General features: G+C 62.2%; 24 protein-coding genes and 1 tRNA gene. 14 read left to right on the top strand and 11 right to left on the bottom strand.

The genetic code is table 11. The features are described 5' to 3' along the window. Positions 1 to 48: 48 nt before the first annotated feature. Positions 49 to 2,277: a RelA/SpoT family protein gene (locus NKJ13_RS20785; RefSeq protein WP_352738169.1), complete on the bottom strand. Its 2,229-nt coding sequence runs from the start codon at positions 2,275 to 2,277 to the stop codon at positions 49 to 51. 111 nt (positions 2,278 to 2,388) lie between these two features. After that, a complete protein-coding gene (gene rpoZ, locus NKJ13_RS20780) occupies positions 2,389 to 2,790 on the bottom strand; it encodes a DNA-directed RNA polymerase subunit omega (RefSeq protein ID WP_023677773.1) in 402 nt (133 codons plus the stop codon). Between the two features lie 290 nt (positions 2,791 to 3,080). On the opposite strand from rpoZ, the gene NKJ13_RS20775 reads away from it, so the two are divergent. Together NKJ13_RS20775 and NKJ13_RS20770 are read left to right on the top strand one after the other, a co-directional pair. Further along, positions 3,081 to 3,662: a LabA-like NYN domain-containing protein gene (locus NKJ13_RS20775; RefSeq protein ID WP_292657898.1), complete on the top strand. Its 582-nt coding sequence runs from the start codon at positions 3,081 to 3,083 to the stop codon at positions 3,660 to 3,662. Continuing rightward, positions 3,659 to 4,336 (top strand): uracil-DNA glycosylase, encoded by a 678-nt coding sequence (locus NKJ13_RS20770; protein WP_352647302.1) that lies wholly within the window; start codon positions 3,659 to 3,661, stop codon positions 4,334 to 4,336. The genes NKJ13_RS20775 and NKJ13_RS20770 overlap by 4 nt, the downstream gene beginning before the upstream one ends. 30 nt (positions 4,337 to 4,366) lie before the next feature. Here NKJ13_RS20770 and NKJ13_RS20765 read toward each other — a convergent pair whose 3' ends face one another. The 6 genes from NKJ13_RS20765 to dapA all read right to left on the bottom strand — a co-directional run bounded on the left by NKJ13_RS20765 (position 4,367) and on the right by dapA (position 7,610). After that, positions 4,367 to 4,498 (bottom strand): hypothetical protein, encoded by a 132-nt coding sequence (locus NKJ13_RS20765; RefSeq protein ID WP_352508496.1) that lies wholly within the window; start codon positions 4,496 to 4,498, stop codon positions 4,367 to 4,369. A gap of 4 nt (positions 4,499 to 4,502) precedes the next feature. Beyond that, the gene (locus tag NKJ13_RS20760) at positions 4,503 to 4,886 is read right to left on the bottom strand and encodes a hypothetical protein (protein ID WP_352738171.1); all 384 of its coding nucleotides are present in this window, start codon (positions 4,884 to 4,886) and stop codon (positions 4,503 to 4,505) included. Positions 4,887 to 4,994: 108 nt separating this feature from the next. Beyond that, positions 4,995 to 5,222: a hypothetical protein gene (locus NKJ13_RS20755; protein ID WP_352689565.1), complete on the bottom strand. Its 228-nt coding sequence runs from the start codon at positions 5,220 to 5,222 to the stop codon at positions 4,995 to 4,997. Positions 5,223 to 5,392: 170 nt separating this feature from the next. After that, positions 5,393 to 6,121 carry a GH25 family lysozyme gene (locus NKJ13_RS20750; protein ID WP_352689564.1) on the bottom strand — a complete coding sequence of 243 codons (729 nt, stop codon included), beginning with the start codon at positions 6,119 to 6,121 and terminating at the stop codon, positions 5,393 to 5,395. Between the two features lie 102 nt (positions 6,122 to 6,223). Further along, positions 6,224 to 6,703, bottom strand: a complete 480-nt coding sequence (gene smpB, locus NKJ13_RS20745; RefSeq protein ID WP_023768487.1) for an SsrA-binding protein SmpB — start codon at positions 6,701 to 6,703, stop codon at positions 6,224 to 6,226. A gap of 25 nt (positions 6,704 to 6,728) precedes the next feature. Then, complete coding sequence (gene dapA, locus NKJ13_RS20740; protein ID WP_352647295.1) at positions 6,729 to 7,610, bottom strand: 4-hydroxy-tetrahydrodipicolinate synthase; 882 nt, start codon at positions 7,608 to 7,610, stop codon at positions 6,729 to 6,731. A gap of 228 nt (positions 7,611 to 7,838) precedes the next feature. Between dapA and NKJ13_RS20735 the strand changes: the two genes are divergently transcribed. Then, positions 7,839 to 9,878: a lytic transglycosylase domain-containing protein gene (locus NKJ13_RS20735; protein ID WP_352738211.1), complete on the top strand. Its 2,040-nt coding sequence runs from the start codon at positions 7,839 to 7,841 to the stop codon at positions 9,876 to 9,878. A 312-nt stretch (positions 9,879 to 10,190) separates the two neighbouring features. Then, positions 10,191 to 11,081 carry an alpha/beta fold hydrolase gene (locus tag NKJ13_RS20730; RefSeq protein WP_352738173.1) on the top strand — a complete coding sequence of 297 codons (891 nt, stop codon included), beginning with the start codon at positions 10,191 to 10,193 and terminating at the stop codon, positions 11,079 to 11,081. A gap of 51 nt (positions 11,082 to 11,132) precedes the next feature. Here NKJ13_RS20730 and NKJ13_RS20725 read toward each other — a convergent pair. Beyond that, positions 11,133 to 11,223, bottom strand: a tRNA-Ser gene (locus NKJ13_RS20725). Between the two features lie 449 nt (positions 11,224 to 11,672). Between NKJ13_RS20725 and NKJ13_RS20720 the strand changes: the two genes are divergently transcribed. The 10 genes from NKJ13_RS20720 (at position 11,673) to NKJ13_RS20675 (ending at position 22,048) form a co-directional block, all read left to right on the top strand. Further along, positions 11,673 to 12,881 carry a porin gene (locus tag NKJ13_RS20720; protein WP_352507518.1) on the top strand — a complete coding sequence of 403 codons (1,209 nt, stop codon included), beginning with the start codon at positions 11,673 to 11,675 and terminating at the stop codon, positions 12,879 to 12,881. Between the two features lie 154 nt (positions 12,882 to 13,035). Beyond that, positions 13,036 to 14,142, top strand: coding sequence for a pyridoxal phosphate-dependent aminotransferase (locus tag NKJ13_RS20715; protein ID WP_352738175.1), 1,107 nt, complete (start codon positions 13,036 to 13,038; stop codon positions 14,140 to 14,142). A gap of 90 nt (positions 14,143 to 14,232) precedes the next feature. Continuing rightward, positions 14,233 to 14,511 carry an acylphosphatase gene (locus NKJ13_RS20710; RefSeq protein ID WP_352690002.1) on the top strand — a complete coding sequence of 93 codons (279 nt, stop codon included), beginning with the start codon at positions 14,233 to 14,235 and terminating at the stop codon, positions 14,509 to 14,511. A 146-nt stretch (positions 14,512 to 14,657) separates the two neighbouring features. After that, complete coding sequence (locus tag NKJ13_RS20705; RefSeq protein WP_352690003.1) at positions 14,658 to 15,320, top strand: TetR/AcrR family transcriptional regulator; 663 nt, start codon at positions 14,658 to 14,660, stop codon at positions 15,318 to 15,320. Positions 15,321 to 15,368: 48 nt separating this feature from the next. Continuing rightward, entirely contained in the window at positions 15,369 to 16,532 is a 1,164-nt protein-coding gene (locus NKJ13_RS20700) for an isovaleryl-CoA dehydrogenase (protein WP_352690004.1), read from the top strand. An 82-nt stretch (positions 16,533 to 16,614) separates the two neighbouring features. Beyond that, positions 16,615 to 17,007 carry an AbrB/MazE/SpoVT family DNA-binding domain-containing protein gene (locus tag NKJ13_RS20695; protein ID WP_352690005.1) on the top strand — a complete coding sequence of 131 codons (393 nt, stop codon included), beginning with the start codon at positions 16,615 to 16,617 and terminating at the stop codon, positions 17,005 to 17,007. Further along, positions 17,004 to 17,387, top strand: a complete 384-nt coding sequence (locus tag NKJ13_RS20690) for a type II toxin-antitoxin system VapC family toxin (protein ID WP_352480311.1) — start codon at positions 17,004 to 17,006, stop codon at positions 17,385 to 17,387. Before NKJ13_RS20695 ends, NKJ13_RS20690 begins: the two co-directional genes overlap by 4 nt. A 4-nt stretch (positions 17,388 to 17,391) precedes the next feature. After that, the gene (locus NKJ13_RS20685; protein ID WP_352690006.1) at positions 17,392 to 18,999 is read left to right on the top strand and encodes a carboxyl transferase domain-containing protein; all 1,608 of its coding nucleotides are present in this window, start codon (positions 17,392 to 17,394) and stop codon (positions 18,997 to 18,999) included. Position 19,000: 1 nt separating this feature from the next. Next, entirely contained in the window at positions 19,001 to 19,531 is a 531-nt protein-coding gene (locus NKJ13_RS20680) for an O-acetyl-ADP-ribose deacetylase (protein WP_352738177.1), read from the top strand. A gap of 531 nt (positions 19,532 to 20,062) precedes the next feature. Further along, a complete protein-coding gene (locus NKJ13_RS20675; protein WP_352706065.1) occupies positions 20,063 to 22,048 on the top strand; it encodes an acetyl/propionyl/methylcrotonyl-CoA carboxylase subunit alpha in 1,986 nt (661 codons plus the stop codon). Positions 22,049 to 22,130: 82 nt separating this feature from the next. Here NKJ13_RS20675 and NKJ13_RS20670 read toward each other — a convergent pair whose 3' ends face one another. Both NKJ13_RS20670 and NKJ13_RS20665 read right to left on the bottom strand, forming a co-directional pair. Next, positions 22,131 to 23,252 (bottom strand): branched-chain amino acid ABC transporter substrate-binding protein, encoded by a 1,122-nt coding sequence (locus NKJ13_RS20670; RefSeq protein ID WP_254819977.1) that lies wholly within the window; start codon positions 23,250 to 23,252, stop codon positions 22,131 to 22,133. Between the two features lie 375 nt (positions 23,253 to 23,627). Then, on the bottom strand, positions 23,628 to 23,894 hold the full coding sequence (locus NKJ13_RS20665; RefSeq protein WP_352706067.1) for an SEL1-like repeat protein: 267 nt from the start codon (positions 23,892 to 23,894) through the stop codon (positions 23,628 to 23,630). Positions 23,895 to 24,047 lie beyond the last annotated feature (153 nt).

The following is a 24,047-nucleotide window of genomic DNA, read 5'->3' as shown; positions in this document are numbered from 1 at the left end:
CCATGTCCATGGTGAATGGTAGTGAGAGCACCCTCTTCTATTCACTATTCACCCATTCACGCGCCTTGCGTCACTGACGCTCGAATTGTCCTTTAGCTGCGACAGCAGCCTGTTCAAGTGCTTGAGGTCCCACACTTCGAGATCGATCAGCATTTCGGTGAAATCGGGCGCGGTGCGCACCATCGACAAAATGTGGATGTTGGCATCGTTGGATGCGACGACTTGCGCAATGTCGGCTAGCGAACCCGGCGCGTTGATGGCGGTGACCGAGACGCGCGCCGGGAACCGCTCCTTGGTGCGCTCGTCAATATCCCAGCGCACGTCGATCCAGCGCTCGGGCTGGTCGTCAAAGGCCTGCAACGCCGGCGACTGGATCGGATAGATGGTGATACCGGTTCCCGGCTGCACGATGCCGACGATGCGATCGCCTGGCACTGCCCCTTCCGGCGCGAAGCGCACCGGCAAATCGCCGCGCACACCGCGGATCGGCACCGCATCGTCGCGCGGCTGGTTTTTATCCTTGCGCGCGGCGCGGCCCGGAATCTGGAACAGCATGCCGGCGGCATTGCGGATCTTCGACCAGCCCTCCTCGCGCTGCTTGGGCGCGACCAGCGTGACGCGCTCGTCCTTGTAGTCGGGAAACACCGCCTTCATGACATCGGTGGAGGCAACTTCGCCTCGGCCGACCGCGGCCAGCACATCCTCGATGTCCTTGCGTGCCAGCCGGTGCAGCACCGGCTTCAGGCTTTCCTTGGTGAAGGTCTTGCCGGACCGTTCGAAGGCGCGCTCCAGAATGCGGATACCGAGACCTGAATATTGCTTCCGAATAGCGTTCTTGGTGGCGCGGCGGATGGCCGACCGCGCCTTGCCGGTAACCACCACCGATTCCCATGCCGCAGGCGGCACCTGCGCCTTCGAGCGGATGATCTCAACCTCGTCGCCGTTCTTCAGCTCCGTCATCAGCGGCATGATGCGGCCATTGACCTTGGCGCCGACGCAAGTGTCGCCGACATCGGTGTGGACGGCATAGGCAAAGTCGATCGGCGTGGCGCCGCGCGGCAGCGCGATCAGCATGCCCTTCGGCGTAAAGCAGAACACCTGGTCCTGGAACAGTTCCAGCTTGGTGTTTTCGAGGAAGTCCTCGGGGTTGTCGCCTTCGGCAAGCTGCTCGATGGTGCGCCGCAGCCAGGCATAGGCATTGGTTTCCTTCGAGATCGCATGGGCGGCACCATTCATCTTGCCGCCGGTATCCTTATAGATCGAATGAGCGGCGACGCCGTATTCGGCGATCTTGTTCATCTGGTAGGTGCGGATCTGCAATTCGACGCGCTGGCGCGACGGGCCGACGATGGTGGTGTGGATCGAGCGGTAGTCGTTCTGCTTCGGCGTGGAGATGTAGTCCTTGAAGCGGCCGGGCACCATCGACCAGGTGGTGTGGATGGCGCCGAGCGCCCGGTAGCAGTCCTCGACGGTATCGACGACGACGCGAAAGCCGAAGATGTCGGACAGCTGCTCGAACGACAACGCCTTGGCTTCCATCTTGCGGAACACCGACCACGGCTTCTTCTGCCGGCTCTTGACCTCGGCCTTGATCGAATATTTGTCGAACAGCGTGGAGAGCGCCTTCTCGATTTCGGACAGCACGCCCTTGTTGCGCTCGAAAATTTCGGCCAGCCGTGCGGTGACGGCGCGGTAGGCTTCCGGATTGATGAAGCGGAAGGCGATCTCCTCGAGCTCCTCGCGCATGCCTTGCATGCCCATGCGCCCGGCCAGCGGCGCATAGATATCCATCGTTTCCTCGGCGATGCGCAGGCGCTTGGCTTCCGGCACATGGTCGAGCGTGCGCATGTTGTGCAGGCGGTCGGCGAGCTTGACCAGCAGCACGCGAACGTCTTCCGAGATCGCCAGCAACAGCTTGCGTAGGTTCTCCGCCTGCTCGGCCTTTTTGGAGACGAGGTCGAGCTTCTTCAGCTTGGTCAAGCCTTCGACCAGCTTGCCCATTTCCGGGCCGAACAATTCGTCGATCTCGGCCCTGGTCGCCGTGGTGTCCTCGATCGTGTCATGCAGCAAGGCAACGGCGATCGTCGCCTCGTCCATATGCATTTCGGTGAGGATGGCGGCGACTTCGAGCGGATGCGAGAAATAGGGATCGCCGGAAGCGCGCTTCTGGTGGCCATGCTTCTGCATGGCGTAGACATAGGCCTTGTTGAGCAGCGCCTCGTTGACGTCAGGCTTGTAGCGCTGGACGCGCTCGACAAGCTCATACTGACGCATCATGGGCGGGATCTCGCAATGCTGAAATGAATCATGCGCCGCACTGGCGTACGGCGCATGTCATAGATAGCCACGAAACTGCCGACGCGAAAGTGTCGGCAGTTGTCGCTAAGATCAATAATCGTCGCTTTTTTCCGGCGGCACCAAACCTTCGATGCCGGCCAACAGGTCTTCTTCGGTCATGCGATCGAAGGTGACGTTGTCCTCGGCGTCGTCGGCATCGGTGGCCGCAACGGCGCTGCCGGTCTGGTCGGCAATCGCCTCGCCATCGGCTTCCGGCTCATCGACCTCGACATGCTTCTGCAGCGAATGGATGAGATCTTCCTTGAGGTCGTCCGGCGACAGCGTCTCTTCGGCGATTTCGCGGAGCGCAACGACCGGGTTCTTGTCGTTGTCGCGCGGTACGGTGATCTGCGCGCCCTGGCTGATCTGACGGGCGCGGTGGCCGGCCAGGAGCACCAGCTCGAAGCGGTTGTCGACCTTGTCGATGCAATCTTCAACGGTTACGCGGGCCATGAGTTGCCCCTTTCATGCCTGGATTTAATGGAAAACAGGCGCGGTCCATAACCCGAACGCCGCCAAAATACAAGCTTTTATGGCGGTGCGCAGCTCCGACGCGGGCCGCCTGCGACGACACAGCGCCGATCACAATTGCTTGCAGTGCGGCATGGCGCCTTGGATTGCCGTAAAACTGGCGTTATCTCGAACAATGAAGGCCAACAGGTCTATTATCAGACCGGTATCAGACTGGCCGGTAGTCGCGACGCATTTAGACGACCGCTTATTTCGAAAAAGGACATTTTTCCATGTTCGATCCTCGTGAAAAAATCGCTCTCTTTATCGACGGTGCAAATCTCTACGCCACCTCGCGCGCGCTGGGTTTTGACATCGACTACCGCAAACTTTTGTCGAGCTTCCAGAAACGCGGCTATCTGCTGCGCGCCTATTACTACACCGCGCTGGTCGAGGATCAGGAATACTCCTCGATACGTCCGCTGATCGACTGGCTCGATTATAACGGCTTCAAGGTGGTGACCAAGCCGGCCAAGGAATTCACCGACTCGACCGGCCGGCGCAAGATCAAGGGCAATATGGATATCGAGCTGACCGTCGATGCGCTGGAGCTTGCCGACGTCGTCGACCATTATGTCATCTTCTCAGGCGACGGCGATTTCCGTACGCTGGTCGAGGCGCTGCAGCGGCGCGGGCGCAAGGTGTCGATCGTCTCGACGATGGCGTCGCAGCCGCCGATGATCTCCGACGATCTGCGCCGCCAGGCCGACCATTTCATTGACCTGATGACACTCAAGAACGAAGTCGGCCGCGATCCGTCGGAGCGGCCGGTGCGTCGGCCCGAACCGGCCGAAGTCGACGAGGAAGACTATTGACGGTCGTTGCCTTGACCGCGCCCCTGGTCGTCTCGCCCGAACCCGATCGCGATTGCCCGCTCTGCCCGCGGCTGCACGACTTCATCGCCGAGTGGCGGCGGCGCGAGCCGTCCTGGTTCAACGCGCCAGTGCCGACCTTTTTGCCGCCGGAAGGCGAGGATGCGGTGCGCTTGCTGATCGTCGGCCTGGCGCCTGGCCTGCGCGGGGCGAACCGGACGGGGCGCCCCTTCACCGGCGATTTTGCCGGCGACCTGCTCTACAACACGCTGATCGCGCACGGCTTTGCGCGCGGCGAATTCAAAGCGCGACCAGATGACGGGCTGGAGCTTGTCGGTTCGGCGATTACCAATGCGGTGCGCTGCGTGCCGCCGGATAACAAGCCGGTTGGCGCCGAGATAGCGACCTGCCGGACGTTCCTGGTACCGACGATTGCGCGGTTTCCAAATCTGCGCGCTGTGCTGGCGCTGGGCTCGATCGCGCACCAGTCGACCGTGCGGGCGCTCGGCCAACGCGTTGCCGCCTATCCGTTCCGGCATGGTGGGCAGCAGCAGGCCAATGGCATCACGCTGTTTTCCAGCTATCATTGCTCGCGCTACAACACCAATACCGGCGTGTTGACGGAAGCGATGTTCGTCGACGTCTTCAGTCAGATAGAAGCTTTTCTGAAGACATAGAGTCGGACGAGGCCCGCCAGGGCACGAGCCTTAGATTCGGGCGATCGCAAACAACCAGGCCAGGAGATCCAGCAACCACAGAAACAGTGCAAGCTGCAGCGCGACGCGCAGGCGTTGGATGATCCGCCAATTGCTGGCCATGTCGGATTTGATGCGCAGCAAGCGCTCATTGCATCCCGTCCACGGTTGCGGGAGGGTGCTGGTCGACGAAGTCCTGGGGCAGCTTCTTGGGATCGAAACGGAACGTATAGTTATAATACGGCCACAACATAATCGCGACCAGCAGTCCGATCAGAAAAAGCAACGTCAGTGCCAGCCAGTCCCAAGGCCCTACGCCATCCAGGAGCGCCCTGCCTCTAAGGAGAGAACTCGCGAACGCAGTTGCGAAAATCAGATTGCCGGCGCGCGTATTGAGACTTTCAACCACGCCCTGCTGGTGTTGGAGGCCACGCACCGCCTCCGCGTAGACAAATGCCAGGCGGGGGTCGCCGCCGTCCGCCGCTGCAGGCGGGGCGTTGCTGTCATTGGTCGATGAAGGGCGCTCCGGCATCAAATGCAGTTAGCACAGCGCCGCCCCGATACGAATAGTTGGTGGAAGCATAAAGGCGGGACGGTGACGTTCAACTTTTAGGGAAACAATGAATCGGGCGGCGATTGATCAATCTACAAAATCCCATGAAATCTCAGCTTTGAACCTCGCAATCGCCTCCTCGACTAACCCCAAAGGAATATCCTTCCGATACAGAGTTACCTCTCGGGTTCGCCTTGTGTCGTCACGAAAAATCTCCAACACTTGGTCGCCTTCAATCCAAAGCTCGACGCCGATTCCGTCCCGGTCGGCTACGTCGCTTGCGACTATCCAAGATTTTTTTGGTCCTGCGGTCATTGGCTAATCCAGAGTATGCGGCCAAGCTAGCGTATCTCTGCCGATAAAGTCTGCAAAACGGTCGTAAGCTGAACTCGAAACTGAGACGCTATCGAATAGCCGTATTTGTCAAGGCTTCGTCGTTCTGTCATCGCGCCACTGAGGGTGCTTTCGGGCGGACAGGAATAGTGTCAATCCGACGCCGTCGCTTCAGGCGCTGCGGCAAACATCGCTGCCAGCGTCGCCGGCCCGCCTTGGAGAACATTCAGGTCGACGTCGCCGCTGATGCCGTCGACGCGGCCCCGGTTGTGGTACTGCCAGTAAATCCAGTCGTCATGGCCTGGCCGCAGCGCCAGCGAACGCAGCCAGCGCGGGCGGCCGGCTACCTGCCCGGCATAGGCTTGCGCGGCCTCGTCGGTCACATAGAGGATGGCCGTCTTGCCGAACGCTGCTTCGACCGGGCCGAGGAAGGCTGAGAGTTCGGCCCTCAGTTGTTCGGGAGTTGGGCGCTGCGGGCAATTGCCGCCGAACTCGATGTCTACCACCGGCGGCAGCAAAGGCTGATCGCGCGGCACCACCGAGATGAAGTTGCGTGCCTGATCGGCACCGGGCCTGCAGAAGGTGAAAAAGTGATAGGCGCCGACGGCAAGGCCGGCGGCGCGGGCCGCACGCAAATTGCCCGCGAAGGCATCATCGACATGGTCGCCGCCTTCAGTTGCCTTGATAACAGCGAAGGCGACATCGTCGGCGGCAACACGCCGCCAGTCGATCTGCCGCTGATGGTGGGAAACGTCGATGCCCCTGACCGGATATTTGCCGCGATCCGGAGAAAACGTCTGAAAGTAAGTATAGCCGCCGGCCAGGATGAGGCCTGCCATGAGCAGACCGGCAGCACCCCACAAGACGATCCGGTTTTTCAACAGAGACCTACCCCCATTGGCCCGCCCTGCCCGCCGCCATGCTCCGGGCGTTCGTCGCTCGAAAAGCCAAATCATTGGCTTTTCGTCCGCTTCGGACCGCCCTCACCCTCGCTCTTTCAGCAGCCGGCCCTTCTCGCGCGACCAGTCGCGCTGCTTTTCGGTCTCGCGCTTGTCGTGCAGCTTCTTGCCGCGGCCAACGGCGAGCAGCAGCTTGGCACGGCCCTGGTCGTTGAAGTAGATCTTCAGCGGCACCAGCGTCATGCCTTCGCGGTCGACGCTTTGCGCCAGCTTGGCCATCTCGCGCTTGTTGAGCAGGAGTTTGCGGCGGCGGCGTGGCTCGTGGTTAAAGCGGTTGGCCTGCAGGTATTCCGGCAAATAGGAATTGATCAGCCAGATCTCGCCGCCCTCGACCGAGGCGTAGCTGTCCTGGATGTTGGCCTGGCCCTGGCGCAGCGACTTCACCTCGGTGCCGGTCAGCACAAGACCGGCCTCGATCGTGTCGAGCACCTCATAGGAAAACCGCGCCTTGCGGTTTTCCGCAACGGTCTTGTTGTTGGGATCGGCTTTTCTGACTTGATTCATGATGCGGAGAGGTGGCGCCTCATCCCTAGTTTATCAAGCCGGCGTGCTTCATCGCCGCGTCGATCTTCTCGGCGGTCGACGGCTCGACCGTCATTAGCGGCGAGCGCAGCACGTTTTCGACCTTGCCCAGCTTCGACAGCGCATATTTCGCGCCGGAAACGCCGGGCTCCATGAAAATCGCCTTGTGCAGCGGCAACAGACGGTCCTGCAGGTCGAGCGCCTTGGCGCTGTCGCCGGAAAGCGTTGCCTCCTGGAATTCGGCGCAGAGCCTGGGCGCGACATTTGCGGTCACCGAGATGCAACCGACACCGCCATGCGCGTTGAAGCCGAGTGCCGAGGCGTCTTCGCCGGAGAGCTGGATGAAATCCTTGCCGCAGGTGGCGCGCTGCTCTGAAACCCGCTCGACCTTGCCGGTGGCATCCTTGACGCCGACGATGTTCTTGAAGTCGTGCACCAATTGCCCCATCGTCTCCGGGCTCATGTCGACCACCGAGCGCGGTGGAATGTTGTAGATGATGATCGGCAGGCTGGTCGCCTTGGCGACGGCGGCGAAATGCGCATAGAGGCCGCGCTGCGTCGGCCTGTTGTAATAGGGCGTGACGACAAGGGCCGCGTCGGCGCCCGCCTTCTCGGCAAACTGGACCAGGCCGACCGCCTCTTCGGTGTTGTTGGAGCCGGCGCCGGCGACGACCGGAACCCGGCCCTTGGCGACCTCGATGCAAACCTTGACGACTTGGCGGTGCTCGTCATGCGACAGCGTCGGCGACTCGCCGGTGGTGCCGACCGGGACCACGCCCGTCGTGCCTTCGGCGATCTGCCAGGCTATGAACGCGCGAAAGGCTTTCTCGTCGAAACGGCCGCTCTTTTCGAACGGTGTGACGAGCGCGGTCAGCGAGCCTCTCAGCATGTCGTCCAACTCCTTGGGGCCTTTCGGGTTTTGTCGTGCGCTGCCTTCTAGCCGAAAGCGAAGCCGCGCACCATAGTCTCGACATTGTTGCGCGGCAAGCATTGCGCCGGCAATCGCAATTCGAACGACCTCAATAAGATTTTCTTTACGGGCCCTTCACCACCGACGAATAGGCTTCGGTTCAACTGTGCCTGCTGTAACGTCGAAGAACAGGAAATGACCAGATCCATGCCGGCCAGGCGGCCTCATCTTTTCGCGCTTTTCGGCGCGATCGTCGCGCTGATACCCGGCGCGGCGATCGGCGGCAGCGTCGATATGCGGGTCACGTCGGCGATCCCGATGACGGCGCCGGACAACGATGCGCTGCCGCAGTCCCCGTCGCCGTCCGCCAGCGTTGCGGTGCTGAAGAGCGGTCTCGACGCGCTGGCGGCAAACGACATTCAGCGCGCGCGCCAGGTGCGCGAGGCGCTGCCGACCAAATCGCTAGACCGGCACATCCTTGCCTGGGCGATAGCGCTTTATGGCGGCGACCAGGTGCCGAGCGGCGACATCGCCGATGCCGCGAAGATGCTGCCGAACTGGCCGGGCACGATCGCCTTGCGCAAGAACAGCGAGCGCGCGCTCTATCGCGAGAACCCCTTGCCACATGTCGTGGTGCGGGCGTTCGACGGCAGCCAGCCGCTGACCTTCGAGGGCGTGGTGATCCTGGCCCGCTCCTATGTAGCGCTGGGCGATACGAAGGCGGCGCGCTCGGTGCTGTCGCCATTCTGGCGCACCGAAAAGCTCGAAGCCAGGGACGAGGCGGCGGTCATCCGCGAGTTCGGCGCGCTGATCCCGGCCGCCGACCATCGCTTCCGCATGGAGCGCATGTTCTATGCCGACCGGGTCGCTTCGGCGCTGCGCGTCGCCGGTCTCGCCGGCGCCCAGCAATTGGCCGACGCCTGGGCGGCAGTCACCAAAGGCGACAAGAACGCGGCCAAGCTGCTGAAGGCGGTGCCGACGGCGCAGCGGGCGGCTGGCTATCTCTTTGCTGAAGCCGAATATCTGCGCAAGCAGCAGAAATTTTCCGACGCCGCCGCGCTGGTGATGAAAGCGCCGGGCGACCGTGACGCGCTGGTCGATCCGGACGCCTGGTGGGTCGAGCGCCGGGTGCTGTCGCGCGAGCTGGTCGACCAGGGCGACATGAAGACCGCCTACAGAATAGTCGCCGCGCACGCCTTCGAAAGTGCCGCCAAGGCCGCCGAGGCGGAATTCCACGCCGGCTGGTACGCACTGCGTGGCCTCAACGATCCCGCCACCGCCGCCAAGCATTTTGCGCGAATCGCCGAGCTCGCCCAGGGGCCGATGTCGCTGTCGCGCGCCTATTACTGGCTCGGCCGCGCCGCCGAAGTCGGCGGGCCCGGCAATGACAAGGATTATTTCAGCCGCGCCGCCAGCTACGGCACGACCTTTTACGGCCAGCTCGCCGGCGAGCGCGTCGGCCGGCAGACCCTCAACATCGTCTACCCCCAGCCAAGTGCCGCCGACCGCCGGAATTTTGCCACCCGCGAGGCGGTCAGCGCCATCAAGCGGCTGCAGGAGGCCGGCTATGACCCCTACGCCGAAACGCTATACCGCGATCTTGCCGGGCAGCTGAACAGCCCCGGCGAACTTGCGCTGCTGGCGGCGCTGGCGGAAAGACAAGGCAACCATTTCATGGCGCTGAAGGTCGGCAAGATCGCCGGCGCCCGCGGCATCGACGTCGGCGCGCTGTCGCATCCGCTCGGCGTCATTCCCGACACCGCCAACATCACCGGCTCGGGCAAGGCGCTGGCCTATGCGATTGCCCGGCAGGAAAGCGAGTTCAACATCGGCGCTGTCTCCAGCGCCGGCGCGCGCGGACTGCTGCAGCTGATGCCGGGCACGGCCAAGCAATTGGCGAAGAAGGCCGGCATCACATTTTCTCAGGCCCGGCTGACCACCGATGCCGGCTACAATGCAACGCTGGGCGCTGCCTTTCTCGGCGAGCAGCTCGGCCGTTTCGATGGCTCCTACGTGCTGACCTTCGCAGGCTACAATGCCGGCCCCACCCGCGCCGCCCAGTGGGTGGCGAAATACGGCGACCCGCGCGGCAAGGACGTCGACGCCATCGTCGACTGGATCGAGCGAATTCCCTATACGGAAACAAGAAGTTACGTCCAGCGCGTGATGGAGAATTACGAGGTCTACAAGATGCGCATTTCCGGCAAATACGACATTGTCGGGGATCTGGTGAACGGCCGAGGGTGACGACCGGGCTTCAAGCCAAGTCAGGCTGCGATCCTTCGCGCCCCCCTCTGTCCTGCCGGACATCTCCCCCTCTAGTGGGAGATTGGCAGCTTCGCTGAGGGGTACTTTTCTGCAACTTGGGATGTTATCGAAAACGGAGATGATGGCCGATCTCCCCCCTTTGAGGGTACCCTTGTGGGGGAGATGGCCGGCAGGCCAGAGGGGCGCTGTCCGCCGACATCTCGAAGATTCTCAGCGCCGACGCTTCGATTTGACCGCCTCTGCCCTCGCCTGTAGCTGTCGGAAACGACCCGGACGAGGCAAGGGAATACCATGGCAAGCCAAGGCTTCTCCGACTTCTTCTACGCCGCGCCGGACGGGCTGTCCCTGCACGCCCGCATCTACGACGAAGCGAATTCCGGCCATTGGCCAGTCGTTTGCCTGCCCGGCCTGACCCGCAATTGCCGTGATTTTCACGAGCTGGCGCTTTATCTATCAGTGCAGGGGAAGCGCAAGGTCGTCGCTTTCGACTATCGCGGGCGCGGGCAGTCCGCCTACGATGCCGATATCGGCCATTACAATATCGGCATCGAAGCCGGCGATATTCTCGCCGGGCTGGCGGCGCTGAGCATCGAGGAGGCTGCCTTCATCGGCACGTCGCGCGGTGGATTGATCATCCATGTGCTCGGGGCGATGCGGCCGGCCATGCTGAAGGCCATCGTCCTCAACGACATCGGCCCGGTGATCGAGTCGCAAGGTCTCGCCCATATCCGCTCCTACCTCGACCCCATGCCAAGGCCGAAGACGTACGCCGAGGTGGTCCGCGACCTGCGCAGCATCCATGGCCCGGATTTTCCGGCGCTGACCGATGCGGATTGGGAGCGGATGGCGTCAGCCTTCTACCGCGAGGCCAAGGAGGGATTTCTGCCCGACTTCGACCCGAAACTGGTCGACACGCTGGCGGGCCTAGACCTCACTCAGCCGCTGCCTGATCTGTGGCCGCAGTTCGACGCGCTGGCGGCGGTTCCGATGCTCGTCATACGCGGCGCCAACTCGAAGCTGCTGTCCGCGGAAACACTCGAGCAGATGCGCACGGGCCATGCCGACATCGAAACGATCACGGTCGACGGCCAGGGGCATGCACCGTTCTTGGAGTCCGGGATCCTTACGGGCAGGATCGCTGGTTTTTTCGAGCGGGCGGAGCGGCGGGGTGATGGGAAGTAAAGCTCGAGAACTGAGGAATTTAATGGGCAGTGCTGCACCGACTTTGAGCGGTGGCGGAGAGGATGGGATTCGAACCCACGAGAAGCTTTTGACCTCTACTCCCTTAGCAGGGGAGCGCCTTCGACCACTCGGCCACCTCTCCGTTGCGCCGGTGGATAAAGAAAAGCGCCGCCACAATCAACAAGCTGGTGTCACTATCGTCGAAAAATCGGGCTTCCGCCAAATTGCCACCTGTGGCTTGCGGCGATTCCGCGGCAATTCCCTGGCTGTTGAGTCGGCGCATGGTCACAGTTTGAGCGGGCCATTGCCGGAATTGGCTGGAATGCGGGGTTGCCGGGGCCCGATAGTTAATGGGAGCTTTCGGAGTGAGGCCAAATCGTGTCATTTGTGCAACAACGCTCGGCGATAGCGCCACCACAAACCTTTTGCCGGTACGATCGTGGTTGAACGACGCCGCCTCATGGGTAATGTCGGGTTTGAAGGAGCGGCGCGGTGCGCATCTTTTTCGGTAGTGGGGATGGGGCAGGGAACGCTGTCCTTCAGCAAAGAATACCCAGACCCGTTTTTTAACTTTTGACTGGAGGTCAGAAAATGAACATCAAGAGCCTGCTTCTCGGCTCCGCTGCGGCGCTGATCGCAGTATCCGGTGCGCGCGCCGCCGACGCCGTCGTCGTCGCCGAGCCGGAACCCGCTGAATACGTCAAGATCTGCGACGTCTACGGCGCTGGCTACTTCTACATCCCCGGCACCGAAACCTGCCTGCGCATCGGCGGCTATGTCCGCTACGACATCGGCATCGGCGACGTCGGTTCGTTCGACGGTGCTGAGAATTTCGATCACGAAGATGGCGATATCCAGGACACCTACTACAAGAACGCCCGCTTCAACCTGAAGACCTGGACCGCTCAGGAAACCGAACTCGGCACCTTGAAGACCTACACCGAGACCCGGTTCAATTTCGGCAACCGCAACCGTCACGTTAGCACCACAACCACCGATCCGGACGGCCCCGAGGGTCCGCTGCTGCCGGTCACGACCATCGTCAGAAATGACGCCGAAAACAAGGGCGTTTCGCTGAACTTCGCCTGGATCCAGCTCGGTGGCCTGCGCGTCGGTAAGGACGAATCGGCCTTCAACACGTTCATCGGCTACGCCGGCAGCGTCATCCAGGATACGCTGGTTCCTTACGGTGATTTCGACACCAACGTCGTCCAGTACTACTTCGATTTCGGCAACGGCTTCTCGGCCGTGGCTTCGCTCGAGCAGGGCGCGGGCCGCGTTGGGACCATCGACAGCTACGTTCCGCATGTCGTCGGCGGCCTGAAGTGGACGCAGGGCTGGGGCGCGATCACCGGCGTCATCGCCTACGACAGCAACTACGAAGAAGTGGCCGGCAAGGTTCGTTTGGACGTGAATGCAACCGACGCGCTGTCGCTGTTCATCATGGCGGGCTACGGCACTGACGATAACCTCAATGACCCGGGCAACTTTGTCCCAGCCAATGGCCGTGGTTTCTACAAGCAGTGGGGCGGCAACTGGGCGGTTTGGGGTGGCGGCACCTACAAGTTCAACGAGAAGACCTCGTTCAACGTGCAGGCTTCCGCTGACGACGACAAGAACTATGCCGTCGCGGCGAACATCGCCTACGACATCGTTCCTGGCCTGACGATCACCGCCGAAGTCGATTGGGACCACTACGGGCGGTTTAACGATCCGGCCAGCTTCACCAACGTCAACTGGACCAGTGCGGACAAGAAGGACAGCATTGGCGGCCTCCTCCGCTTCCAGCGCTCGTTCTAATAAGTTCGACCTGACCAATATTGAACCCGGCGGGCAACCGCCGGGTTTTTCTTTGAGCCATTCGCCGGCTGCCACATTTCAAGGCTGCCGCGGAACTTGCGCAGGCCAAGCCGGCAGGCTAGCAAGAAGGCCCCTTTTTTAACGAGCCTTTGCCATGCGCCCTCCCCTTACACCGCTCATCGCAGCGCTTCCCTCCACGGTGCCGTTTGTCGGCCCGGAGACGCAGGAGCGCGACCGCGGCCGCGCCTTTCGCGCCCGCATCGGGGCCAATGAGAGCAGCTTTGGCCCTTCGCCGCGCGTCGTTACCCGCATGGCCGGGATTGCCGGCGACATGTGGATGTATTGCGACCCCGATAATCACGATTTGAAGGTAGCCGTAGCCAGGCATCTCGGCGTCGGCGCCGAAAACGTCGTCGTCGGCGAAGGCATAGACGGGCTGCTCAGCCTGGTTGCGCGCATGTATGTGGCGCCCGGCGACGCGGTGGTGACCTCGCTCGGCGCCTATCCGACCTTCAACTTTCATGTTGCCGGCGTCGGCGGCCGATTGGTCGCAGTGCCCTACGAGAACGATCGGGAAAACCTCGACGGCCTGCTGGCTGCGGTCGCCAGGGAGAAGGCGCCACTGGTCTACCTGTCCAACCCGGACAATCCGATGGGCAGCTGGTGGGAAGCCGCCGAACTCGGCCGCTTCATCGAGGCCTTGCCGGAAACCACAATGCTGGTGCTCGACGAGGCCTATGGCGAATTAGGGCCAGCCTCAGCGCTGCCGCCAATCGATGTGGCGCGGCCGAACGTCGTCCGCATGCGCACCTTCTCCAAGGCCTATGGGCTGGCCGGCATACGCTGCGGCTACGCGGTGGCCGAGGCCCAGGTGATTCGCGACTTCGAGAAGATCCGCAACCACTACGGCGTCAGCCGCATGGCGCAGATCGCCGGCGTCGAGGCGCTTGCCGATCAAGCCTGGCTGGAAAGCGTGGTGGCGCGGGTCGCCTCCGGCCGCCGACGCATTGCCGGAACAGCCGAGGCGAACGGGCTGAAGCCGCTGGCTTCGGCGACCAATTTCGTCACCATCGATTGCGGCCGCGACGGCGCCTTCGCGCTGAAGGTGCTGCGGGCGCTGTTGTCGCGCGACGTCTTCATCCGCAAGCCGATGGTGCCGGTGCTCGATCGCTGCATCCGGGTCAGCGTCGGCCTCGACCACGAGCTCGACATTTTTGCCGAGGAATTGCCCGGCGCACTGGCGGCAGCACGGGGGAACTGAAGAGCCTTCGCCCTATGTGGCTGACTGGCGGCAGCGTGGTTGAATTTGCACGGCGATGCGCCAGACTCGACTCAGAGGATGGAGAGCGCGATGACCGACCGCACTGTACAAGTACGCATATATGGCAAGGTGCAAGGCGTCAGCTACCGGGTCTGGGCGCGGCGCGAGGCGTCGGCGCTTGGCCTCGCCGGGTGGGTGCGCAACGAAGTTGACGGCTCGGTGACAGCCTTGATTGCAGGAACCGGGGCGGCGGTCTCGACGATGATTGAGCGACTTTGGCAAGGGCCGGCAGGGGCAGCAGTTTCGAAGGTCGATGTCGAGGACATCGAGGCACGCAACACGTCCGCGGGTTTCAGGATTATTGCCTAGCAAGGCATGATCCTGCTCATTGCTTCCATCGGACAAAATCTCCAGGGTGCAGAGAGAGCAAACCTGAAGTCATTGCCCTGCCCGAATGCTTCGGTCCTTGAATTAATTGAACGTTTGTTTTATTACGTCGTAAAAGGCGGTTTGTCATGGCGCGTACGACCGGTTCTCACGGAGAAAAGACCGAAGCTGCGGTCCGCGAGGCGGCGGTCAGCCTGATTGCGCGTCTCGGCTACGAAGCGATGTCGATGCGCCAGCTGGCGGCCGAAGTCGGCGTCCAGGCAGCGGCGCTTTACCGCTACTTCCCGACCAAGCAGGACCTTCTGTTCACGCTGATGCGCGAGCATATGGAAGGCTTGATCGAGGCGTGGCGCGCAACACGCCCTGTCGGCGCCGATCCGGCAACGCGGCTTGCCGCCTATGTCGAAAACCACATCGCTTTCCATATCGAACGCCGCCATTCCACCCATGTCTCGAACATGGAGCTGCGCAGCCTGTCGCACGAAAAACTCACGCAGATCCTGCGCATGCGCACGGCCTACGAGAAGGAGCTGCGCACCATCCTGCGCGACGGCGTCGAAGCGGGCTTATTCAGCATCGAAGACACAGGGCTCACCGCCATGGCGCTGATCCAGATGATGACCGGCGTCATCGTCTGGTTCCGGCCGGGCGAACGGCTGTCGATCGCCGAAGTCACCGCTACATATCTAGCAATGACAATGCGCCTTGTTGGAGCAAAGAACGATGGCGCGACAACGAGCTCCGGCGCCGTGCGTTCATTCGAGCGCGCAAAGGACGCTCTAGCACTTTGATTTCGCGCATGATCCCGATTTTCGGGGTCGTGCGCCGGGAGGAACGGCATGTACACGCATACGCTCAACTTCGGGCTTGACGAAGATGTCGAGGCGCTGCGCGACCTGGTGCGGCGCTTCGCCCAAGAGAAAATCGCGCCGATAGCCGCCGAGATCGACCGGTCGAACGAATTCCCGGCGCATCTGTGGGTGGAGCTCGGCGGGCTTGGCCTGCTCGGCATCACCGCCGATCCCGATTTCGGCGGCAGCGGCATGGGCTACCTCGCCCACGTCGTGGCGATGGAGGAGATTTCGCGCGCCTCCGCCTCGGTCGGCCTCTCCTACGGCGCCCATTCCAACCTCTGCGTCAACCAGATCAATCGCTGGGCGACGCAGGCGCAGAAGGAAAAATATCTGCCTTCGCTGTGCAGTGGCGAAAAGGTCGGCGCGCTGGCAATGTCGGAATCCGGCGCCGGGTCCGACGTCGTGTCGCTGCGCCTGCGCGCGGAAAGGCGCAACGACCGCTATGTGCTCAACGGCACCAAGATGTGGATCACCAACGGACCGGATGCCGAGACGCTGGTCGTGTATGCCAAGACCGATCCGGAACTCCATTCGCGCGGCATCACCGCTTTCATCGTCGAAAAGGCCTTTGCCGGTTTTTCGGTTGCGCAAAAGCTCGACAAGCTTGGCATGCGCGGCTCGAACACCGGCGAGCTGGTGTTCGAGAATGTCGAAGTCCCGTTCGACAATGTGCTGCATGAGGAAGGGCGCGGCGTCGAGGTGTTGATGTCGGGCCTCGACTACGAACGTGCCGTGCTGGCCGGCGGGCCGATCGGGCTGATGGCGGCGTGCCTCGACGTGGCGATACCTTACGTGCACGAGCGCAAGCAGTTCGGCCAGCCGATCGGCGAATTCCAGCTGGTGCAAGGCAAGCTCGCCGACATGTATGCGACGATGAACGCGGCGCGCGCCTACGTCTATGCCGTGGCCGCCGCTTGCGATCGCGGTGAGACGGCCCGCAAGGATGCTGCCGCCTGTATTCTCTTCGCCGCCGAAAAGGCGACGCTGATGGCGCTCGAGGCCATCCAGCTTTTGGGCGGCAATGGCTACATCAACGACTACCCGACCGGCCGGCTGCTGCGCGACGCCAAGCTCTACGAGATCGGCGCCGGCACCAGCGAAATCCGTCGTTGGCTGATCGGGCGGGAAATCATGGCGGAGAGCGCCTAATGGCATCCTTTTGAACTTTTGCCAGAAGCCATGCGATGTGGCATATTTCGGACTATGTGCCACAATCCTAGCGAGACGAACCATGGCGGACAGAACGGGAAAGTCCGGATTTGACGAAGATCCGCAAGCACAGTTCGATGCCAGCGCTCGCAAAACGCCACTTAGGGTTCCGGCGAAACGCGAGCGTGTTAAACTTGGCGAGGGCGGGCGCTTCGTCATCCCTGCTGCGATGCGCGAGGAGATGGGCGTGAAGCCTGGCGAGGAGATGATCCTGCATGTCGAAAACGGCGAGCTGCGGGTAAGATCGTGGCTGCAGAATCTGCGGCGCGTCCAGGCCGAATTGTCGGCGCTGAAACAGCCCGGTGAAAGCGTCGTCGACGAATTTCTGAAAGAGCGGCGGGAAGAGCAGCGTCGAAGCGACAAGCGTCTCGACCGGCTTCACGCCGAAGGGACGACAGGAAAGCGGGCGAAATGAAGCCCTACGTCATGGACAGTTCGGCGGCACTCGCAATCCTGCTCAACGAGCAAGGCACCGATAGTGCTTTGGGGTTCGCGCCGGATGCACAATGCAGTTCGGTCAATGCGGCCGAAATCATTGCCAAGCTGATCGACAAGGGACGCAGCATGGAACAGGCCGCGGACGACCTCGCCAGTCTCGGCATGCCGATCGCCGTTTTCGACGAAGCGATGGGCATCGCCGCCGGGCAGCTTCGCCAACTGACGCGGCATCGCGGCCTGTCGTTGGGCGATCGGGCCTGCCTCGCGCTGGCTATTCGCGAGAACGCCATTGCCGTCACCGCTGATCGCGATTGGAGCGACCTCGATGTCGGCTGCAAGATCGAGCTGATCCGGTAGCGCCATGGCCCCCCTCAACTCGCAGATCTCGCCCGCCTCCGATATTTTCCGCGCCAATGCCGAGCGCATGCGGGCGCTGGTCGCCGATATTGCTGAGAAAGCGGCCACGGTCGAACGCGGCGGCTCGGAAGATGCGCGCGAGCGGCACGTCTCCCGCGGCAAGCTCCTGCCGCGGCAACGCCTCGCCCAATTGCTTGATACCGGCTCGCCCTTCCTCGAAATCGGCCAGTTCGCGGCATGGTCGATGTATGGCGAGGACATCCCGTCGGCCGGTCTCATCGCCGGCATCGGGCGCGTCGAAGGCACCGAAGTGATGGTCGTCGTCAACGACGCCACGGTGAAGGGCGGCACCTATTATCCGCTGACAGTGAAGAAGCATCTGCGTGCACAGGAAATCGCGCTGCAGAACAATCTGCCTTGCGTCTATCTGGTCGACAGCGGCGGCGCCAATCTGCCCAATCAGGACGAGGTGTTTCCCGACCGCGATCATTTCGGCCGCATCTTCTATAACCAGGCCAACATGTCGGCCGCCGGCATTCCGCAGATCGCCTGCGTCATGGGGTCGTGCACTGCCGGCGGCGCCTATGTGCCTGCGATGTCGGACGAGACAATCATGGTGCGCAACCAGGCAACCATCTTTCTCGGCGGCCCGCCGCTGGTGAAGGCGGCCACCGGCGAGGACGTCACCGCCGAGGACCTCGGTGGCGCCGACGTGCACACAAGGCTTTCCGGCGTTGCCGACCACTATGCGCTCGACGACGAGCATGCGCTGGCCATATGCCGGCGTATCGTCAAAAACCTGAATCGGAACAAGACTGTAAGCCTTGCCTTACAGAAATCGATTCCGCCGCTTCACGATCCACATGAACTCTACGGAATCGTGCCGACGGATCTGCGCCAGCCCTATGACGTACGCGAGGTAATCGCCCGCACCGTCGACGGCTCCGAATTCGATGAGTTCAAGCAGAATTATGGCACCACGCTGGTCACCGGTTTTGCCCATCTCAGCGGCATGCCGGTCGGCATCATCGCCAACAATGGCGTGCTGTTTTCGGAAAGCGCGCTAAAGGGCGCGCATTTCATCGAGCTGTGCTGCCAGCGCAGGATCCCGCTGATTTTCCTGCAGAACATCACCGGCTTCATGGTCGGGCGGAGATACGAGGCCGGCGGCATCGCCAAGGACGGCGCCAAGCTGGTCATGGCGGTCGCAACGGCCAAGGTGCCGAAGATGACCGTGATCATCGGCGGCTCGTTCGGCGCCGGCAATTACGGTATGTGCGGACGCGCCTATTCGCCACGCTTCCTGTGGATGTGGCCGAATGCCCGCATCTCGGTGATGGGCGGCGAGCAGGCGGCAACGGTGCTGGCCATGGTCAAGCGCGAAGGCATCGAGCGCAAGGGCGGGGAATGGAGCGCCGAGGAGGAGGCGAAATTCAAGAAGCCGATCCTTATGAAATACGAGCATGAAGGCCACCCGCTCTATTCGTCGGCAAGGCTCTGGGACGACGGCATCATCGACCCGGCCAAGACCCGCGAGGTGCTGGCGCTCAGCCTTTCGGCCGCGCTCAACGCCGAGATCGAAGAGACAAGGTTCGGCGTGTTCAGGATGTGAGATGAGCGAAATCGGCCAGAGGATTCGTATTCAAACCGGCGACATCACGAGGCTGGCGGTCGACGCCATCGTCAACGCCGCCAACACCTCTCTTCTCGGAGGCGGCGGCGTCGACGGCGCTATCCACCGCGCGGCCGGCCCCGAGCTTGTGGCAGAATGCCGGACCTTGCATGGCTGCAAGGTCGGAGACGCAAAAATCACCAAGGGCTACAGGCTACCCGCGCGCTACGTCATTCATACGGTCGGGCCGGTCTGGCAAGGTGGCAGCAAAGGAGAAGCCGAACTGCTCGCCTCCTGCTATCGCCGGTCGCTCGAAATCGCCGCCGCAAAGGACTGCCGGACGGTGGCGTTTCCAGCGATCTCGACCGGGGCCTACCGCTACCCGAAGGATCAGGCGACGCAAATTGCAGTCGGGACCGTGAGCGCCTTCATCGGCCAGAACACCGTTCCGGAAACCGTCATTTTCTGCTGCTTCGACGAGCCGACGGCCGAATTGTATCAGCGGGCCGTTGCTGCACTCGGCAAAGCGTGATCCACAGCCATGAGAAATCTGCAGACCCATTTTCAATCATCCAACTGGCCATACAGAAAAATTGCGGCTATTGCTGTTTTTCAACGTCAATGGGGCTTGGGCGAAGGTGAAACAGCAACTTTTCCAGAAAAACTACTGCCGCAATACTTTCGGGGTTACTTATATTAGCTGCACCAGGCACGGGCGCGGCGGGATCGCTGGCCGGAAGCGAAGGCGACAAGCGCTTTTCACCACTTCTGCCTGGCAGCGCCAAGGACGAATGCACCAAGGCCTACAAGGCCTATGTCGCTGCAAGCGGCCATTCGGCATACGCCACGACATCTTTCGTGCGGGTCAGGGACGGTTACGTCCTGTGTGGCGCTCACTGCAATGCCTCGTCGCAAAAGGCGGCAGAGGCCATGGCGATGAAATCCCGCCAGAGCGCACGGGCGTACTACAAGGTGGCGGCCAGCGGCAACTGTCAGATCGCGGCTTCGAAGTAGACGGGCAAACGCCGATCCGGGATTGCCCGCGCCAAATCCGGGAGGCCCGATGTTCGCCAAGATCCTGATCGCCAACCGTGGCGAGATCGCCTGCCGGGTGGTCCGCACGGCACGCAGGATGGGTGTGCGCAGCGTCGCCGTCTATTCCGATGCCGACGCTCACGCCTTGCATGTCGAAATGGCCGACGAAGCGGTGCATATCGGCGCCTCTCCCGCCAACGAAAGCTATCTGCGCGGCGACAAGATCATTGCAGCGGCCTTGGCCACAGGTGCCGAGGCCATCCATCCGGGCTACGGCTTTCTTTCGGAAAACCCCGAATTCGTCGACCAGGTCGCCGCCGCTGGGCTGATCTTCATTGGGCCGTCGGCGGCCTCGATCCGTGCCATGGGACTGAAGGACGCGGCCAAGCGGCTGATGGAAAAGTCCGGCGTGCCTGTCGTTCCGGGCTACCATGGCGAAGCGCAGGAGATCGTGTTGCTCGCCTCCAAGGCGCGCGAGATCGGCTACCCCGTATTGATCAAGGCGCGCGCCGGCGGCGGCGGCAAGGGCATGCGGCGTGTCGAGCATCCCGATGATTTTTCGGAAGCACTGTCGGGCGCGCGGCGCGAGGCGAAAGCCGCGTTCGGTGACGACCGCGTCTTGGTGGAAAAATATGTCGACAAGCCGCGCCACATCGAAGTGCAGGTGTTTGGTGACAATTTCGGCAACGCCGTACATCTTCACGAACGTGACTGCTCGGCGCAGCGCCGCCATCAGAAGGTGATCGAGGAGGCGCCTGCCCCCGGCATGACGCCGGCACTGCGCAAGGCGATGACCGAGGCGGCGGTGAAAGCCGCAAAGGCAATCCACTATTCCGGCGCCGGTACCATCGAGTTCATCGTCGATGCCTCGCAAGGTCTGAAGGCCGACCGTTTCTGGTTCATGGAAATGAACACCCGCCTTCAGGTCGAGCACCCCGTCACCGAAATGGTCACCGGCATCGACTTGGTCGAGTGGCAGTTGCGGGTAGCCTCCGGCGAAAAACTGCCGAAGACGCAGAGCGAGATCGCGCTCTCCGGCCACGCCTTCGAGGCGCGCATCTATGCCGAGGACGCGGCAAGAGGGTTTTTACCGGCGACCGGCACCTTGCACCATTTGAAATTTCCGCAGCCAGCACCGGAAGGTGCGACCATGCGCATCGAAACTGGCGTGCGCGCCGGCGATGCGATTTCGCCGTTTTACGACCCGATGATCGCCAAGCTGATCGTCCATGGCAAGGACAGACGGGCGGCGCTCACGGCACTTGGCGAGGCGCTGTCGCAGACCGAAATCGCCGGCTCGACCGTCAACACTGGCTTTCTTGCCGCGCTGGCCGCTGATGCAGCTTTTGCGGCGGGCGATATCGATACCGGCCTGATCTCCAGGCATCAGCAGGCGTTGACGGCGGTTGCGCCGCCGAGCGGTGAGACAATTGCCGCCGCGGCACTTGCTGCTTCCGGTGCGCGCGACTTGCCGTCCTCGGACGATCCCTGGTTGTCGCTGGCCGGCTATGCGCATTTCCACGCTGTAGTGCGGCGCATGCTGCTGAAGTTTGGCGAGCAGGAGATCGCCGCGCGCGTGTCGGTGCGGCCGGACAGACGGTTCGAGGTGGCGCTGGAAGCGCCCTATGACAGCGTCAATTCGCATGATCTCCGTACCGCCCCTCGCCTCGCCCGCTGGCCGGGCCACGTCACCGTCTTCGAGGGCGCTATCGGCTACGATTTTGCCGTGCCGGACCCGCTGGCGCGAGCCGACGAAGCCGCCGCTTCCGGCAGCCTGCGCGCGCCGATGCCGGGCCTGGTCAAATTGGTGCGTGCGGCAAAAGGCGAGGCCGTGATCAAGGGCCAGCCGCTGCTGATACTGGAGGCGATGAAGATGGAGCACACCATTGCCGCGCCCCATGACGGGCTTATCGCCGAGATCGCCGCCGAAGGCGCGCAGGTCACAGACGGAACCGTGCTGGTTCGCTTTGCCGAGGAACCACAGCTGACCGCAGTTTCCTTATCCACGAAGTGACCCCGAGCGCGTCACAAAAGGCACCGCAAAGATGAAAATGGCCAGGTTCGACCCGGCCATTTTCAATTACAACATAGTTCTATCAGGGCTGGATCGGCGCGTATTTGCCGTCATGCCACTGGTTGATGTCGTAGCTGGCGTTCTTGAGGTCGCCCTTCTCGTCGAAGGTGACCGGCCCGACAACCGTGCTGATCGGCTGGCCGTTCTTCAACGCCTCGGCGACCTTGGCCGGGTCGTCGCTGCCGGCGCGCTTGATGCCCTCGGCGAATGCCTGGATCACGGCATAGGAAAACAGCGTGAAGCCCTCCGGCACAAAGCCGCCGGCCTTGATCTTGGCGATAGCTTCCTTGGCTTCGGGCTTCGACTGCGGATCCGATGGGAAGACGAACATGGTGCCTTCGCCGGCCGGACCGGCAACCTGCCAGAATTCCGGCGAAGCGATCGAGTCCGGCATGATCAACTGGAACTTGAGGTTCTGCTCCGCCGACTGGCGCAGGATGAGGCCGGCTTCGGGGTGATAGCCGCCGAAATAGACCACATCAGCCTTCAGCTCCTTGAGCTTGGTAACGAGCGCGGAATAGTCCTTCTCGCCGGCGTTGATGCCCTCGTAGAGGATTTCATTGAGACCGTTCTGGTTCATCGTTGCCTTCACGGCATCGGCCACGCCCTGCCCATAGGCGCTCTTGTCGTGCAGGATGACGACTTTCTTGCCGGCATATTTCTTGGCGATCCAGGGACCAATAAAAGCGCCCTGCGCATCGTCGCGCGTATAGAGGCGCATGATCGTCGGCCAGCCGGCCTTCGCCGCTGCGTCGGTCAACACCGGGTTTGAGGAAGCCGGACTCATCATCAGCGCACCGGCTTCTGCGTAGACAGCGGAGGCCGGGATGCTGGAGCCCGAGCAGGCGTGACCATCGATGAACTTGACACCATTGGCGATGATGCGGTTGGCGACCGAAACCGCCTGCTTCGGATCGCACTGATCATCCTCGATGTCGAGCTTGATCTGGCGACCGTCGACGCCGCCAGCCGCGTTGATCGCGTCGGCGGCGGCTTGCGCGCCTTGCTTGAACTGATCGCCGATGGTGGCAAGCTGCCCGGTCATCGGTCCGACCACCGAAAAGGTGATGTCGTCGGCGAAGGCGAGCGGCGCGGTCATCATCAGGCCAAATATGGCTGCGCTCAAAATACTGAATTTCTTCATGGTAACATAACTCCTCCACTCTCGCGCAGCCGCCCGGCCGCGCCTCTTCCAGAGTGGCGGGAGAATTTCATCCTTCGCCGGAGCTGTCTAGACGCATCGTCGGCGCTCGATTGGGCCTGTAACATGCGGTCCCAAAGACAAAGCCGCGCCAGCCCTGTTCCGGCCGGTCGCGGCTTTTGCCATTGAGCTTGCCGGCGCATCCGCGCCGGAACCTGCTGGCCTTCCCTGTCTGTTGCACGGCTCGGCCTGATCAGCCTGCTGTGTTCTTGGTTTTGACTTGGTCGGCCATCTTGCGCGGCCTCTTTTTTTCGGGGCCAGCCGTCTGCGCGGCCTTGACCCGAAGCGTCCCTGTCAGTGAACTCAGTGTCGGCGAATTCAGTGCATCGTCATCCATTCGCGGGCTTCGCGCAGCGCACTGGCGATCTCGACTTTCGACATGGCGGCCGACAATTCAGAACGCAGTTCCGCGGCGCGGGCCGAACCCTTGATCGCGGCGATGTTGAACCATTTGTGGGCGGCGACGACATCGGTCTCGCAATCGCGGCCGGTCGCATACATCATGCCCAACTCGAAAAGAATATCGGCCTGGGCAGTTGCCCCCATGGCGCCGAAGCCGGCTTCAAGCATTTCAAAACGTGCCATTTCAAATCCCCTGTTCTGGCTCCCGAGAGCTGTCTCCGTCTGTCCCTCGGTGTCCTTGATTACCTTCGGGGGCGGCCGCTCTTTCGATGCTTTCGAGAATGCCGCGGAGGCTTGAATCCGTCGTTAAATGGCGTGCTTAATTTGAGGAAAACA

Origin of the sequence: Mesorhizobium sp. M0174 (assembly GCF_040322275.1) — a bacterium.
Taxonomy (GTDB): domain Bacteria; phylum Pseudomonadota; class Alphaproteobacteria; order Rhizobiales; family Rhizobiaceae; genus Mesorhizobium.
The sequence above is the reverse complement of the archived record's forward strand: the minus strand, read 5'-3'. Positions and strand labels throughout refer to the sequence as shown.

What these genes read in the sequence shown, in the direction of transcription:
- NKJ13_RS20715 (WP_352738175.1), top strand. Translation starts at nt 13,036, where the DNA reads ATGCGCCCTCCCCTTACACCGCTCATCGCAGCGCTTCCCTCCACGGTG.
- NKJ13_RS20755 (WP_352689565.1), bottom strand. Translation starts at nt 5,222, where the DNA reads ATGACCGCAGGACCAAAAAAATCTTGGATAGTCGCAAGCGACGTAGCC.
- NKJ13_RS20705 (WP_352690003.1), top strand. Translation starts at nt 14,658, where the DNA reads ATGGCGCGTACGACCGGTTCTCACGGAGAAAAGACCGAAGCTGCGGTC.
- NKJ13_RS20695 (WP_352690005.1), top strand. Translation starts at nt 16,615, where the DNA reads ATGGCGGACAGAACGGGAAAGTCCGGATTTGACGAAGATCCGCAAGCA.
- NKJ13_RS20710 (WP_352690002.1), top strand. Translation starts at nt 14,233, where the DNA reads ATGACCGACCGCACTGTACAAGTACGCATATATGGCAAGGTGCAAGGC.
- smpB (WP_023768487.1), bottom strand. Translation starts at nt 6,703, where the DNA reads ATGAATCAAGTCAGAAAAGCCGATCCCAACAACAAGACCGTTGCGGAA.
- NKJ13_RS20665 (WP_352706067.1), bottom strand. Translation starts at nt 23,894, where the DNA reads ATGGCACGTTTTGAAATGCTTGAAGCCGGCTTCGGCGCCATGGGGGCA.
- NKJ13_RS20785 (WP_352738169.1), bottom strand. Translation starts at nt 2,277, where the DNA reads ATGATGCGTCAGTATGAGCTTGTCGAGCGCGTCCAGCGCTACAAGCCT.
- NKJ13_RS20690 (WP_352480311.1), top strand. Translation starts at nt 17,004, where the DNA reads ATGAAGCCCTACGTCATGGACAGTTCGGCGGCACTCGCAATCCTGCTC.
- NKJ13_RS20675 (WP_352706065.1), top strand. Translation starts at nt 20,063, where the DNA reads ATGTTCGCCAAGATCCTGATCGCCAACCGTGGCGAGATCGCCTGCCGG.
- NKJ13_RS20680 (WP_352738177.1), top strand. Translation starts at nt 19,001, where the DNA reads ATGAGCGAAATCGGCCAGAGGATTCGTATTCAAACCGGCGACATCACG.
- NKJ13_RS20730 (WP_352738173.1), top strand. Translation starts at nt 10,191, where the DNA reads ATGGCAAGCCAAGGCTTCTCCGACTTCTTCTACGCCGCGCCGGACGGG.
- NKJ13_RS20735 (WP_352738211.1), top strand. Translation starts at nt 7,839, where the DNA reads ATGCCGGCCAGGCGGCCTCATCTTTTCGCGCTTTTCGGCGCGATCGTC.
- NKJ13_RS20685 (WP_352690006.1), top strand. Translation starts at nt 17,392, where the DNA reads ATGGCCCCCCTCAACTCGCAGATCTCGCCCGCCTCCGATATTTTCCGC.
- rpoZ (WP_023677773.1), bottom strand. Translation starts at nt 2,790, where the DNA reads ATGGCCCGCGTAACCGTTGAAGATTGCATCGACAAGGTCGACAACCGC.
- NKJ13_RS20670 (WP_254819977.1), bottom strand. Translation starts at nt 23,252, where the DNA reads ATGAAGAAATTCAGTATTTTGAGCGCAGCCATATTTGGCCTGATGATG.
- NKJ13_RS20720 (WP_352507518.1), top strand. Translation starts at nt 11,673, where the DNA reads ATGAACATCAAGAGCCTGCTTCTCGGCTCCGCTGCGGCGCTGATCGCA.
- NKJ13_RS20760 (WP_352738171.1), bottom strand. Translation starts at nt 4,886, where the DNA reads ATGCCGGAGCGCCCTTCATCGACCAATGACAGCAACGCCCCGCCTGCA.
- NKJ13_RS20775 (WP_292657898.1), top strand. Translation starts at nt 3,081, where the DNA reads ATGTTCGATCCTCGTGAAAAAATCGCTCTCTTTATCGACGGTGCAAAT.
- NKJ13_RS20700 (WP_352690004.1), top strand. Translation starts at nt 15,369, where the DNA reads ATGTACACGCATACGCTCAACTTCGGGCTTGACGAAGATGTCGAGGCG.
- dapA (WP_352647295.1), bottom strand. Translation starts at nt 7,610, where the DNA reads ATGCTGAGAGGCTCGCTGACCGCGCTCGTCACACCGTTCGAAAAGAGC.